Annotated in this window: 11 protein-coding genes; 7 read left to right on the top strand and 4 right to left on the bottom strand. The window is 46.9% G+C overall.

Features of this window, described 5'->3' with window-relative positions:
• Positions 1 to 33 precede the first annotated feature (33 nt).
• From BUC01_RS19910 to BUC01_RS19900, 3 genes are all read left to right on the top strand, one after another.
• A complete protein-coding gene (locus tag BUC01_RS19910; RefSeq protein WP_025832855.1) occupies positions 34 to 1,479 on the top strand; it encodes a DEAD/DEAH box helicase in 1,446 nt (481 codons plus the stop codon).
• A 207-nt stretch (positions 1,480 to 1,686) separates the two neighbouring features.
• Positions 1,687 to 3,291, top strand: coding sequence for a sensor histidine kinase (locus tag BUC01_RS19905; protein ID WP_007665975.1), 1,605 nt, complete (start codon positions 1,687 to 1,689; stop codon positions 3,289 to 3,291).
• 39 nt (positions 3,292 to 3,330) lie between these two features.
• Positions 3,331 to 4,188, top strand: a complete 858-nt coding sequence (locus BUC01_RS19900) for an MBL fold metallo-hydrolase (protein ID WP_073314630.1) — start codon at positions 3,331 to 3,333, stop codon at positions 4,186 to 4,188.
• On the opposite strand, the gene BUC01_RS19895 is transcribed toward BUC01_RS19900, so the two are convergent.
• From BUC01_RS19895 to BUC01_RS19880, 4 genes are all read right to left on the bottom strand, one after another.
• Entirely contained in the window at positions 4,181 to 4,360 is a 180-nt protein-coding gene (locus BUC01_RS19895; RefSeq protein ID WP_007665972.1) for a hypothetical protein, read from the bottom strand. The genes BUC01_RS19900 and BUC01_RS19895 overlap by 8 nt on opposite strands.
• A 27-nt stretch (positions 4,361 to 4,387) precedes the next feature.
• Entirely contained in the window at positions 4,388 to 5,080 is a 693-nt protein-coding gene (locus BUC01_RS19890; RefSeq protein WP_025832849.1) for a COG1361 family protein, read from the bottom strand.
• A gap of 127 nt (positions 5,081 to 5,207) precedes the next feature.
• Positions 5,208 to 7,568, bottom strand: a complete 2,361-nt coding sequence (locus BUC01_RS19885; protein ID WP_073314628.1) for a DNA/RNA helicase domain-containing protein — start codon at positions 7,566 to 7,568, stop codon at positions 5,208 to 5,210.
• Positions 7,565 to 7,906: a nucleotide pyrophosphohydrolase gene (locus tag BUC01_RS19880; RefSeq protein ID WP_025832847.1), complete on the bottom strand. Its 342-nt coding sequence runs from the start codon at positions 7,904 to 7,906 to the stop codon at positions 7,565 to 7,567. The genes BUC01_RS19885 and BUC01_RS19880 overlap by 4 nt, the downstream gene beginning before the upstream one ends.
• Positions 7,907 to 8,057: 151 nt before the next feature.
• Here BUC01_RS19880 and BUC01_RS19875 point away from each other — a divergent pair, with 151 nt between their 5' ends.
• The 4 genes from BUC01_RS19875 (at position 8,058) to BUC01_RS19860 (ending at position 13,431) form a co-directional block, all read left to right on the top strand.
• A complete protein-coding gene (locus BUC01_RS19875) occupies positions 8,058 to 9,290 on the top strand; it encodes a Cof-type HAD-IIB family hydrolase (RefSeq protein ID WP_025832845.1) in 1,233 nt (410 codons plus the stop codon).
• Between the two features lie 2 nt (positions 9,291 to 9,292).
• Complete coding sequence (locus tag BUC01_RS19870) at positions 9,293 to 11,389, top strand: toxin-antitoxin system YwqK family antitoxin (RefSeq protein ID WP_025832843.1); 2,097 nt, start codon at positions 9,293 to 9,295, stop codon at positions 11,387 to 11,389.
• A gap of 191 nt (positions 11,390 to 11,580) precedes the next feature.
• Positions 11,581 to 12,615 carry an alcohol dehydrogenase gene (locus BUC01_RS19865; protein WP_025832842.1) on the top strand — a complete coding sequence of 345 codons (1,035 nt, stop codon included), beginning with the start codon at positions 11,581 to 11,583 and terminating at the stop codon, positions 12,613 to 12,615.
• A 12-nt stretch (positions 12,616 to 12,627) separates the two neighbouring features.
• Positions 12,628 to 13,431 carry a TrmH family RNA methyltransferase gene (locus BUC01_RS19860; RefSeq protein WP_025832841.1) on the top strand — a complete coding sequence of 268 codons (804 nt, stop codon included), beginning with the start codon at positions 12,628 to 12,630 and terminating at the stop codon, positions 13,429 to 13,431.
• Positions 13,432 to 13,618: the final 187 nt, after the last annotated feature.

Below are 13,618 nucleotides of genomic sequence, written 5' to 3'. Positions count from 1 at the left end.
AATCGTACCTTTGTGCCGTAATAAAAAGAAATGATGACATTTAAACAGATGAATATTTCGGAGCCGGTGTGCCGTGCGCTCCTCGAAAAAAACTATTCTACCCCTACACTTATCCAAGAACAAGCTATACCCGAAGCCCTGACCGGGCGTGATTTGTTGGGACTGGCGCAAACCGGAACCGGCAAAACCGCCGCTTTCGCCGTACCCATCATCGAGCAATTGCTTGCCGCCCCTATGCCCCAACGCAAAGGTGCTCCGCGTAGCATCCGTGCGCTTATCCTGACCCCAACCCGGGAGTTGGCGATTCAGATTGATGAATCGTTGGCGGACTATACACGCTATACGACCTTGCGCCACACGGTTATCTTCGGCGGAGTGAAACAAAAGTCTCAAACCGATGAGCTTCGTGCCGGGACGGACATCCTGACGGCTACTCCCGGACGTTTGCTCGACCTGATGTCGCAAGGCTTTATCCGCCTCGACGATGTTCGCCACTTCGTTCTTGATGAGGCCGACCGTATGCTCGACATGGGATTTATCCATGACGTCAAACGCCTCTTGCCCAAGCTCCCGCCCAAGAAGCAAACCCTTTTCTTCTCGGCCACCATGCCCGATAGTATCGACCGTCTTGCCAAGAGTTTGTTGCACAATCCAGCGCGTGTGGAAGTAACTCCGGCATCCAGTGTTGTGGAGATTATCAGCCAGTCCGTCTACCGGGTAGAGAAACCTCAGAAGAAAGAATTGTTGGCTCAATTGTTGCTCGGAGAGGCAGGCCATCAGGTGCTGGTTTTCTCCCGTACCAAGCATGGGGCGGATAACATTGCCCGCTACCTGTCTCGTCGTGGCATTGCTTGCGAAAGCATACATGGAGACAAGTCACAAAATGCCCGCCAACGTGCGTTGAGCAACTTTAAGGAAGGGCGCTCCAATGTGATTATTGCTACGGATATTGCCGCACGCGGTATCGACATAAAAGGGCTGGACCTGGTTCTCAATTTTGATTTGCCTGATGTTCCGGAGACCTACGTGCACCGTATCGGACGTACCGGACGTGCGGGTTGCGAAGGACGTGCCATTGCTTTTTGCTCAAGCGAAGAAGCCCCCATGCTACGTGAAATAGAGAAACTTACGGGTATAAAGCTGGTGCAACAAAAGCACAATTTGCCTTCTTTGGGAGAGCCTGCCGCTTCTCCTACTACTTCTTCTACCCAAAACATTGCATCGAAATCGCAAAGCCGCACTCAGGGAGGAAGACCTCAGAACAATAGGAGGCGGGAGGACAGAAAGAGACCGGTCGAACCAACCGGAAGCACTCAAAAGGCGGTGGTATCTGCCGAAAAGCCCAAGCGGAATAATAACCGTCCCGAAAGACCTCGACCTGTCCAGCAATCCGGGCAAAAGAAGTCGGGTTCCGGGAAGCCGGAGCCGTCATCCAAAAGTCCGGCAAAGTTGCGTTCGCGCTACGAAAACTATGATTGAAAGTTGTATATGCTTTTGAAGTACTTGTAAAATAAAATAGGCTTCCCTTTATCTTGCTTTGTGTGAAAAGGAAAATATTTAATATTTAAAAACTTGGTAAAAAATGCTCTATTGTCTTTAAAAGTTTGTATATTAGCGGCTTGAATGCTTGGAGGAAAAAACGAGAATTCGTTCCGAGTAGTCTAAACTTAAGGAACTAAAGACTATATGACCAAAAGCAAGGAAAGTTTAAGTGTATTTCTACTTCAGTTTTTAGAACGGTTGAATGGCCATGAATCTATTGAAAGGAAAATCACGAAGTCGTTGATAGACATTTGTAATTACTATGGATTCAAGAAAGGGTTTGTTTATCAAACGGATGGCTTTCGCTATTTCTTTTTGAAGGAAACCATCGGAAATGAAGGTGGCACCCTGAGGTCTCGTTTTGAAATGGGAGAGATGACCACACAACATTCTGATCGTATAGAGGCTGGAAAGAAACCCTTTTATACACGTAAGGGTGGGAATATATCTTTGTCCGATATGGATATTTTGGATTTTTATGGAGTGGATTCTTTGCTAATCAGGCAATTCGAAGATTCCGAAGGCAAGATTATCGGATTTATCGGGTTTGCGGATAGGGAAGAAGCCTCGATACCTTTCGCGGAAGACGAGCTCCAGATGATTCATCTGATATTGGGCTCGCTCTCCAAGGAGATAGCGGTCAGGGAATATAAGGAAAGAGAAGTGCGGGCAAGCAACACGCTGGGTAGCATTATGAACAATATGGGAGTGGACATTTATGTGAACTCTTTCGATTCTCATGACATGCTATATGCCAATGCGTCTATGGCCGCCCCGTATGGCGGCATCAGGCATTTCGAAGGGAAGAAATGCTGGCAAGCGCTCTACACCGATAAAACGGGCGAGTGTGAGTTCTGCCCTAAAAGGCACTTGATTGATGAAAATGGCCAGCCCACCAGGGTTTACTCCTGGGACTATCAACGCCCGTTCGACAAATGCTGGTTTCGCGTGTTCAGTGCCGCATTCCCCTGGATAGACGGACAAATGGCGCACGTCATCACCAGTGTCGACATCGACCATCAGAAAAAGATAGAAGAAGAATTAAGGATAGCCAAGGAGAAGGCGGAGAATCTGGACCGCCTGAAGTCGGCTTTCCTGGCCAATATGAGTCATGAAATCCGTACTCCGTTGAATGCGATTGTCGGTTTTGCAAGTATGCTCGTTGAGGAAGATGACAAGAAAGAACGTCAGGGGTATATTGAAATCATGCAGGAGAACACAGAGTTGCTCTTGCAATTGATATCCGATATTCTGGATTTGTCGAAGATAGAGGCGGGGACGCTCGACTTCAATATGGGGTATCTGAACATCAAAGACTTTTGTGAAGACATACTTCGCGGTTATGAAATCAAGGAAGATAAACCCGTGCCCGTATTGCTGGCTTCTAATTTGCCCGATTATCGTATTTATACAGATAAGAAGCGTTTGATGCAGGTTGTCACCAACTTTATCAATAACGCCCTTAAGTTTACGAGCGAAGGGCAAATCACTCTTGAGTATCACTTTAAGGAGGATACCAATGAGATAGAATTCTCCGTAACAGATACGGGCATCGGTATTGCTCCGGATGCGGTGGGGCAGGTGTTCGACCGCTTTGTGAAACTTAATACTTTTTCCAAAGGCACCGGTCTGGGATTATCCATCTGCCGGAGTATTATCGAGCATCTTGGCGGCACTATCGGGCTTGAGTCTGAGGTAGGCGTCGGTAGCCGTTTCTGGTTTACGCATCCTTGTGCCGAGTCGGCATAATCAAAACTATTATTCATGAACTAAAAAATTAGTAGACCAATGAAGAACAAAACATGGAAATATTGGGTTGTTGCATCAATTGCATTGTTGCTGGTAGGTTGTGGCGGCGGTGCAAAGAAACAAACTAATGAGGAAGTAAGTATGGATAGTACAACTATGGCATGTGACGGTTTGAAAACCTTACAACTGGATGGAGTGAAGGTCACCTGGATACAGGATAATGCAAAAGAGCGTCTTATGGAGAGGACGCTTTTCGCCGATGCCAGTGATGAGCTGATAGATAGCTTGAAGTTGGCGGATGGGATACCTTCGTCCATGAGCACTTTTCTGGTAGAAACGGATGGTGTCCGGATTTTGTTTGATACGGGAATGGGAGCACCGGATAGCCGTTTATTGTCGGGGTTGGCCTCTTTGGGAGTAACCCCCGCTGATATCAAGTATCTGTATCTCACCCACTTCCACGGTGACCACATCGGAGGGATGATGAAGGGAGATAGCATTGTCTTCCCTAATGCCGAGGTGTATGCATCGAAAGTGGAGTATGATGCCTGGCTCAAGATGCCTTCCGATAGGAATGCGCAAGTGGTGAAGACCATGAACGCTTATAAGGATCGTTTACACCTGTTTGAATTTGGTGAAACCTTGCCGGGGAATGTGGTTACCATGAATGCGGAAGGGCACACTCCCGGCCATACGGTGTACCAGGCGGGCAAGCTATTGGTGATAGCCGATTTGATTCACGGAGCCGCTCTTCAATTGGAACATCCCGAAATCTGTGCCTCCTACGATATGGATAAGGATGCGGCGGTGAAGTCACGTAAACACTTCCTCCGGTATGCCAAGGAAAATGGATTGACAATGGCGGGAATGCATTTGCCGCCTCCGGGATTTAAATAGTACTTTCCGGATGGGACGTGATAGGGGGTGTTTCTTCACTCCCTTTTGACTTTTCCTCCGTTTTCGGGCGCTTGGCAGGGGAGGGCTTCTTCCCGTATTTGCGTTCTTTTTCCCAAGCGGCTTTTCTTGCTTCGTATGCTTCGTATTGCTTTTCTAAATAGTTGTCGGCCATGATTTTATTGTTTTAATTAGAGATTGTTCATCGTTGGGTGGGCAATGAAAACTCTTGCCAGTCATATTCCTCTCCGTTTTCGTCGGCTACGGCAATGCGGAAGATGACTTCTCCCGTCTTTATCCGTTCTCCGGCGCTGATGCTGGCGGTGTATTTCACGCCTTCGCGGGGAGCGATTTGTTCTATCATGACGGATGGCGAGATATAGACGTGCTTCATGCCCGTGACTTCCGCCACTACCGGCACCACGTTGAAGGCGGTCCTGTTTCCCTCGTTCATAATTTCGAAGATGACTTTGCAATTCTCACCCGCATTGATTACGTGGTCGCGGCTATCGTCAATGAAACGTATATTGCGTATCTTCAGGTTGTTGATGGCGGAGGGGCGCGCTTCCGGTCGGGAATTATAGGTGGGCTGGGTTCTCTCTACCCGGTAGCTGTATTCTTCCGTTTGTTTGGGGGCGGTGGCGGCATTGGCAATGGCGGCTCCGGCAATGGTTCCCACAATAGTGCCGATGGCAGAACCACGGTAACCTCCTCTCCATCCTCGGTTGTTCTCGCCTATCAGCCCGCCGATGGCGCCTCCTACATTGCCTCCGATGGCGGCTCCCGCCAATACGGCGCCCGGGTCACCCGCCGCCATGCGGTTGGTGCTACATCCGCTACACAATATGGCTAATGCCAATATCCCTATAAAATGCATGCTAATCAGTTTCTTCATATCAAAATCCTATTTAGTATGTATATGCGCATTAGAACTCTGTAAAGGTATGGATAAAATTTTGTTTGCTGAAGTGCGGCTTCTTAATATTTTGATTGATTTAGCTTAAACTTGATTTTAGCAATACTCAAGGTTTTATTGTTCCAACGAATTCACCGACAATTCTGAATTCTTCAGAGTTTTCTTCATTGATGATTATAGGGTTATAATTAGCATTTTTGGGTTCAAGTACAATTTCTTCGTGTGTCCAATTTTCTGGCCCTTCTTGTTTCTTTTTACTATGGTATGTTTTGATCGAATAGCCTCCTGTATAGTCAGCATCATAAAAGTTGTAATGTTGTGCCAGTACTATTTTGCCTTGCCGACTACCTGCGGGGTTAGCTCTGAAGACACAGTAGTCCCCATCATTTATGATTGGTTCCATAGAATGCCCTGTGGCCTGCACTATATACATATTTCGGTTCAGCTTCCCTATGCCTTCCACTCTTATCCAGCCAAGTTCATCTACAATTTCCCCTTCTCCAAAATAGCCGCAGGCTGCTTTTATGGAATAAAGAGGAAGGAAATCTATATACTTGACGTCATCATTAATTTCCGGTTCTATGCGTATTTCTTTCCTCTCTTCATGCAGAGGTTGTAGTTGGTTCATGAAATGTTGGGATAACGCAGAATCGCAAAAATACACGTAGCAACCTTTCATACCTCTTGTCATTAAGGTTCTATAAGTGTTTTTTATAATCTCATCAGCATCTTGTAAAGCCTGTTTCTTATTTTCTTTTAGCAGAGACTTGAAACCTTTTACAGATTGGTCATGTTTGGAACGCTGGGTTACATCTGTGCTTACCTTGTTATTTTCATATCTCATATCTTTGCCAACAATGACCCCGATATAATCCAGTTCTAATCCTTGGCAGGTATGGATACATCCGATTTCATTGACCGAATTGCTCCCGATAATCCAGAGATTTTTATCAGAACTGAGATTCCATCTTTTCTTGAAATTGAACTCTGGTATTACTATGTCAAAAGCATCAGGGTCTTTTTTACTATTCCAGTCCCAGCAATAACCCGCTACGACTCTTGCACGATTGTTTATTTTATTTTTTACTTTTATTGTGTCGAGTAATTCATTGGGGTCAGAAAAAATTTTGAAATCATAATCTTCTGATGAAAGGTGAATGTTAGCGGTCTCTTTTATTTGCAACGTGTTGTCCAGCCAACTGAGGTATCCGTCCGACCCGTTACAACGGAATTGAGAACTTAATTTGGCATAATGTGCAATGGCGCCACAACTTTCCGCAACTTTCTCAATAGCCTTTTTGGAACCGATGTCTTTAATATGTACTCTTTGCCTGTCGTCAACAAAGAATACAGAGAATTTAGCGGCACGTATGATTTCAAGAATCTGGTTCTCGCCAAGGTTGCCGTATAGACCACTTTTAAGGTTTAACCGATGGGCTTCATCAATAATTAGAGCATCGAAAACATTTGCCGGCGCATCTATAAAGCTCCCGCTTCCAACAAATAAATTATTGATAAAACTCTTTTGATAACTACCGCTGAGTTTTACGGTGTATACATCTCTCGGTGCTGCATTTTTGGATACATACTGGGCTACCAACCCTTCTTTGGTCAGTTGTATCAGAAGATTTACGGCCACAACACTTTTACCTGTGCCGGGTCCTCCTTCCACAATTAAAACATGTTTCTTCCCGCTTGCGGTATTCCGTGCCAGTTCTAATGCCGTTTCGTAAACAATCTTTTGATCGTCCAATAACACAAACTCCTGATTGCCATGTAGCATGGAGAGTAAAGTGTCTGCTAATTGCTTGGAAGGTCTCAACTTCCCTTTATCAATAAGCCAGATGATATCGTCTTTAGCTCCGAATTTGATGCGTTTCTTAATGAAATCTTGTAACTTCTGGGCATCAGATTTAAAGAACACAGGTGCCTTTTCAATGTATTCCCGATAGCATGCATTGGCTATGATATTATCTGATTGATAATTGTGCAAGAAGGCACATGGAGAAAGTTCTATTTGTTGTTCTCTGATTGTCTCATTATAGTTTGTCAGCATATAAGCATAAGACCATGCCTGATATGATGGGTGGGTAACTTCGCTTTCTCCGTGTTGGAACCGGGTTTGAACCACTCCGGACTTACTTGATAATTTGGCCTGTTCCCATTGCTTAAGTTCAATGATGACTATGTTTCCTTTCTGATTCTCATCTAATCCGGAAATAATAAAATCGACTCGTTTAGAAGTTAATGGTATCTGGTATTCAATTGCAATGCTGGAAGTGTCCGGTATGTCTGGCGTATCAATGACCTTATACATATACATCATTGAATTTCTCCATGACCTCACCTCGTTTGGAGAAGTATGTCTTCCGAGATGTGCCATAAATGCATGATCTATTTCATCTGCAATGTTTCCGTTGAAGACATCTCTTATGAATCCTTTTTTAGAAGCATGGTAAACAATCATAGTTCAGTATATTTTTTAGCGTTTCCTTTTGACTTGTCTACTGGATATTTCTCCGCATTCTTTGCAAGTTTTGTCAATATGATTTCTTTAAGGTCTAAATCATATTTATGTGCTATAAGAAATGCATAATTCATTATATCGGCCAGTTCCTCTTTTACTTTATCAATATTGACTTCTTGGGCATTTTTCCAAAGAAAAGCCTCATTTAGTTCCGAAGCTTCTATCGAAAGTGCTAAGGCTAAATCTTTTCCATTATGGAATTGATCCCAATCTCTTTCTTGTGTGAATGAGACGATTCTTTCCATAATTTCTTGCATTTCGGATTTGTTAGTTTTCATGGGCTTTCTATTTTTGTGAAGAATATGTTATAACTTGATTGTGTGACAAAGGTATAAAAGAATTCTCTAAAAATAAGAAAAACCCCGTCACTTATTGTGTTTTCTCTCGAATAACTTTACCTTTGTTTCATTAACTCAAAACCGGTAAGTCATGAAATACAAATTATTAGTTCTTGATGTGGACGGAACCCTGCTTGATAGTGAAAAGAAAATCAGTAAGCGCACGTTGGCCGCCTTGTTGAAGGTGCAACAGATGGGCGTGCGTATCGTGCTGGCTTCCGGCAGACCGACGTATGGCCTTATGCCTATTGCCAAAACTCTGGAACTGGGCAACTACGGAGGCTTCATCCTCTCCTATAACGGCGGGCAGATTATCAATGCCCAAAACGGCGAACTCCTGTTTGAGCGCCGGATAAACCCCGAAATGTTGCCTTATCTTGAAAAGAAATCCCGCAAAAACGGATTTGCCATCTTTACTTATCACGAAGACACCCTTATCACCGATACACCCGAAAATGAGCACATACGCCGCGAAGCAGAACTGAATGGACTGAAGATTGTGACGGAAACGGAGTTCTCGATAGCGGTGGACTTTGCCCCATGCAAGTGCATGCTGGTCAGCGATGACGAAGAAGCGCTGGTGGGCTTGGAAAACCACTGGCGCCGGAGATTGAACGGAGCGCTCGACGTGTTTCGCTCAGAACCCTATTTCCTCGAAGTGGTGCCCTGCTCCATTGATAAATCCAATACGCTGGGCGCTTTGCTTGAGAAACTGGATGTCAGTCCGGAAGAAGTCATCGCCATTGGCGACGGAGTTTGCGATGTCTCCATGATACAATCCGCCGGGCTGGGCATTGCCATGGGAAACGCACAAGACTCTGTAAAGGTTTGTGCCGACCGGATTACCGCATCCAATGACGAAGACGGAGTGGCGGAGGCGGTAGAGAAGGCCATCCTTGCCGAAATCCGTCCCGCCGACGTACCCCTGGAACAACTCAACCAGCGTGCACGCCATGCTCTGATGGGAAATCTGGGCATACAATATACTTATGCTTCCGAAGACAGGGTAGAGGCCACCATGCCCGTGGACGAACGCACCCGCCAACCTTTCGGCATCCTGCACGGAGGAGCCAGCCTGGCACTGGCGGAGACGGTTGCCGGACTGGGCTCGATGATACTTTGCAAGCCGGACGAAATAGTGGTCGGCATGCAAGTCAGCGGAAACCATATTTCTTCGGCTCACGAAGGAGACACGGTAAGAGCGGTGGCGACTATCGTGCATAAAGGCCGTTCCTCACACGTCTGGAATGTAGATGTGTTCACTTCGACGGCTAAACTGGTATCTTCGGTGCGCGTGGTGAATAGCATATTGAAAAAAGGATAGGGATGGACGAATTAGTCAATGGGCAACAAGAACAATTTCAGGAGCTACCACCTGAACCCGGGAAGAACGAAATTGGCGGCCAGACCGGGAAGAAGAAAAGCACCGGGAAAATAGTAAAAAGAACTTTCGTAGGGGCTGGCTTGGCCTTGGCGGTCTACTTTGTGTACTCCATGTTTTGTGTGTTCATCTTGCCCGACCGCAACATTCAGCAAATCTACCTGGTGCCCGAAGATGCGGCATTCATCATTCAATCGTCGGCTCCGATTGATGATTGGGGAAAGTTCAGCAGGAGCGCCACGTGGCAATGCTTGAAGAATGCGAAAGCCTTTGAAGAGGTTGCAAAGAACGTCGAGACGCTTGACGAGGTGGTCCGTAGTAATAAAATGTTATTGTCGCTGGTTGGCAAGCGGGATATGCTGATTTCAATCCATAAGGTGCGTGCCACCGACTGGGATTTCCTGATTGTGATGGATATGCAGAAAGCCTCCAAGTTGGATTTATTGAAAAGCCAGCTTGAAACGGTGCTGGTGATGGCTGGTAATCAGGTGACGAACCGCATGCATAGTGGCATAAATATCCTTGAGATGCATAATCCCGATACGCAGGATATTTTTTATTGTGCCTTTGTGGACAATCACTTTATAGGTTCCTATACCTCTTGGTTGGTGGAGTCTGCCATCAATTCGCGCAATACGCCTAAAATAGGGCTCGACCATTCTTTTATGGAAGCCCGGAAGTTGGTTTCCGGCAAAGGACTTGTCCAGGTATTTGTCAACTACGAATATCTGCCCCAGTTCATGACTATTTATCTGGGAGCCGGGAACGAATATTTGGATCTGTTTAGTAAGTCCATGAGCTTTGGCGGACTTTATTTCGATACGGACAGACACCGGATGGAGGTGAAAGGCTACACCTTGTGCAAGGACACCGCCGACCCGTATGTGGCGGCTTTGTTGAATTCGGGTAAACATAAAATGAAAGCGCACGAAATTCTCTCCGCACGAACCGCCCTTTACACCAATATCGGCTTTAGTAATCCGGTGACTTTCATGAAGGAGCTGGAAAATGCACTTTCCCTCCATGACAAGCAATTGTATGATTCTTATGAAAGCTCACGGAAGAAGATTGAAGGGCTGTTCGGCATATCTCTGGAAGAGAATTTCCTGAGTTGGATGTCGGGAGAGTTTGCCATCACGCAATCTGAGCCCGGCTTGCTGGGGCATGACCCCGAACTTATCCTGGCTATTGGGGCTAAGAACATGAAAGATGCCCGTGAAAACATGGAGTTTATTGAAAAGAAAATCAGGCGCCGCACCCCGCTCCGGATTAAAACGGTTGATTATAAAGGCTTCGATATCAATTATGTAGAGATGAAAGGCTTCTTCCGTTTGTTCTTCGGAGGGTTGTTTGATAAATTCGAGAAGCCATACTATACGTATGTGGACGATTATGTGGTGTTTAGCAATAAGGCTTCATCCCTGCTCTCGTTTGTGGAAGATTATGAGCAGAAGAATTTGTTGAAGGACAATCCGGGATTTAAGAAAGCGTTTTCGTATTTGAATTCAAGTTCCACGGTTTTCTTGTATACGGATGTGCAGAAGTTTTACTCTCAGTTGAAGCCGATGGTGAATGCGCTCACTTGGAAGCAAATGCAGGCTGATAAGGAGATTTTGTATTCGTTTCCCTACTGGACCATGCAGATTACGGGAGAGGGCCGGTCAGCCTCCCTGCGATATGTGATGGATTATAGTCCGTACACCCCCCAAGCGGTTACGGCGGTTGATGCCGATGAAGAAGATGAAGCAACGGGGGAAGACTCCATACTGAATGAAGAAGCTGATACCGAGAAGGAAATGATGAGCGAACTGGAGCGTTTCTACGTCGAGAAGTTTGAAGGCAATGTCCTGAGGGAATTCTATCCGGAGGGCGCGTTGAAGAGTGAAGCGGAAGTGAAGGAAGGGAAGCGTCACGGGCGCTATCGCGAATATTATGAGAATGGTAAATTGAAACTCCGCGGCAAGTATTCCAAAAACCAACCTAAAGGGACATGGAAATATTATACGGAAGAAGGGGAGTTTGAAAGGAAGGAAAAATATTGAAACGAATAATTCATAACTGTATAGAAATGAATTTACCCACCACAGATTAACACAGATTCTCACAGAGTTTAATCAATTTAAAATCAGAGAAATAAAATTCTGTGGAAATCTGTGTTAATCTGTGGTGAATTAATTCATAACCGCGTAGTAATGAGTTGAATTAAACCCTTATTCGCATTAAGAATAAAACTATGTTAGCATATACTTATATTGAACACGGAAAATTTGAACTTATAGAGAAGCCGAAACCCGAGCTGAAAGACACTCGTGACGCCATCGTCCGCGTGACGCTCGGTAGCATCTGCACCAGCGACCTGCACATCAAGCACGGTAGCGTGCCTCGCGCTGTGCCCGGAACAACGGTTGGCCACGAAATGGTGGGCATTGTAGAGCAAGTAGGCCCCGACGTCACCTCCGTCCGCCCCGGCGACAGGGTCACGGTGAACGTGGAGACCTTTTGCGGCAAGTGCTTCTTTTGCCGGCACGGCTATGTGAACAATTGCACCGACCCCCACGGCGGTTGGGCCTTGGGATGCCGCATCGACGGCGGTCAGGCGGAATACGTGCGCGTGCCCTATGCCAACCAAGGCCTGAACCGCATACCGGACACGGTGAGCGACGAACAGGCCTTGTTTGTAGGCGATGTGCTTGCCACGGGCTTTTGGGCTACCCGTATCTCGGAGATTACCGAAGAAGACACGGTGCTCATCATCGGCGCCGGGCCTACGGGAATCTGCACCTTGCTCTGCGCCCTCTTGAAACACCCCAAACGCTTGATTATCTGCGAAAAATCCCCTGAACGGATTCGTTTTGTCCGCCAACACTATCCGCACGTGCTGGTGACCGCCCCGGAAGATTGCCGAGAGTTTGTCCGTAGAAATAGCGACCACGGCGGAGCGGACGTGGTGCTGGAAGTGGCCGGAACCGAAGATACTTTTCGTCTGGCATGGGAGTGTGCCCGCCCCAACGCCATTGTCACTATCGTGGCCCTTTACGACCGCCCTCAGATATTTCCCCTGCCCGACATGTACGGAAAGAACCTGACATTCAAGACCGGCGGAGTGGATGGTTGCGATTGCGCCGAAATCCTTCGCCTCATTGAAGAGGGAAAGATTGATACCACCCCGCTCATCACGCACCGATTCCCGTTGAATGAAATAGAAGAGGCTTACCGCATCTTTGAAAACAAGTTGGAGGGAGTGGGAAAGATAATAATTAATATTTGAAATTTAAAAAGAATGTCTATTATTGAAATATCCTCTTTGACGCATCCCGGAGTAGAAGTGTTCAGCACCCTCACCGAAGCCCAGTTGCGCAACCGCCTTGAGCCCGACAAGGGACTCTTTATAGCCGAAAGCCCGAAGGTCATCAACGTAGCTTTGAATGCCGGATATGAACCTCTGGCCCTCTTGTGCGAGCAGAAACACATCACCGGTGATGCGGCCGATATAATCAGGCGTTGCGGCAACGTGCCCGTCTATACGGGCGACAGGGAACTGCTTGCCACGCTCACCGGCTACGTTCTGACGCGCGGCGTGCTCTGTGCCATGCGCCGCCCCGTGCTTCGGAGCGTGGAAGAAATCTGCCGGGATGCCCGGCGCATTGTGGTCATCGACGGCGTGGTAGATTCCACCAACATTGGCGCCATCTTCCGCTCGGCGGCGGCACTGGGGATGGACGCCGTATTGCTGACACGTAACTCTTGCGACCCTTTGAACCGCCGTGCGGTCCGGGTGTCCATGGGTTCGGTTTTCTTTGTGCCGTGGACTTGGCTGGATGGCCCTCTCACCACTTTGTCGCGCTACGGCTTCCGCACCGCCGCCATGGCGCTCACGGACGATTCCATCTCTATTGATAACCCCGTCTTAGCCACCGAACCCCGACTGGCCATCGTGATGGGCACCGAAGGCGACGGGCTTCCGCACGAAACGATTGCCGAAGCCGACTACGTAGTCCGTATCCCGATGTCGCACGGGATTGATTCGCTCAATGTGGCGGCCGCGGCGGCGGTAGCGTTCTGGCAACTTCGTGTTCAGAGATAAGATAATAAAATGATGATATTATGTAGATTTTATATCATCTTCTATTACAGGGACATTTACTGAATATCCCTACCAAAAAGGAGATGTGTCACTTTGAAGTGCCCCCCGAAAGTTGGACGTTAAATTATAACTTTATAAATTCTCTTCATAATGAGCTCGGTATTGTACCGGGCTCATTCCATTTAGC

This window comes from Bacteroides stercorirosoris (assembly GCF_900142015.1).
GTDB classification, from domain to species: domain Bacteria; phylum Bacteroidota; class Bacteroidia; order Bacteroidales; family Bacteroidaceae; genus Bacteroides; species Bacteroides stercorirosoris.
This window is presented reverse-complemented; position numbering and strand designations above follow the sequence as displayed.

Coding starts and splice junctions, on each gene's coding strand:
- BUC01_RS19860 (WP_025832841.1), top strand. CDS start 12,628: ATGTCTATTATTGAAATATCCTCTTTGACGCATCCCGGAGTAGAAGTG.
- BUC01_RS19865 (WP_025832842.1), top strand. CDS start 11,581: ATGTTAGCATATACTTATATTGAACACGGAAAATTTGAACTTATAGAG.
- BUC01_RS19870 (WP_025832843.1), top strand. CDS start 9,293: ATGGACGAATTAGTCAATGGGCAACAAGAACAATTTCAGGAGCTACCA.
- BUC01_RS19880 (WP_025832847.1), bottom strand. CDS start 7,906: ATGAAAACTAACAAATCCGAAATGCAAGAAATTATGGAAAGAATCGTC.
- BUC01_RS19900 (WP_073314630.1), top strand. CDS start 3,331: ATGAAGAACAAAACATGGAAATATTGGGTTGTTGCATCAATTGCATTG.
- BUC01_RS19890 (WP_025832849.1), bottom strand. CDS start 5,080: ATGAAGAAACTGATTAGCATGCATTTTATAGGGATATTGGCATTAGCC.
- BUC01_RS19875 (WP_025832845.1), top strand. CDS start 8,058: ATGAAATACAAATTATTAGTTCTTGATGTGGACGGAACCCTGCTTGAT.
- BUC01_RS19895 (WP_007665972.1), bottom strand. CDS start 4,360: ATGGCCGACAACTATTTAGAAAAGCAATACGAAGCATACGAAGCAAGA.
- BUC01_RS19910 (WP_025832855.1), top strand. CDS start 34: ATGACATTTAAACAGATGAATATTTCGGAGCCGGTGTGCCGTGCGCTC.
- BUC01_RS19905 (WP_007665975.1), top strand. CDS start 1,687: ATGACCAAAAGCAAGGAAAGTTTAAGTGTATTTCTACTTCAGTTTTTA.
- BUC01_RS19885 (WP_073314628.1), bottom strand. CDS start 7,568: ATGATTGTTTACCATGCTTCTAAAAAAGGATTCATAAGAGATGTCTTC.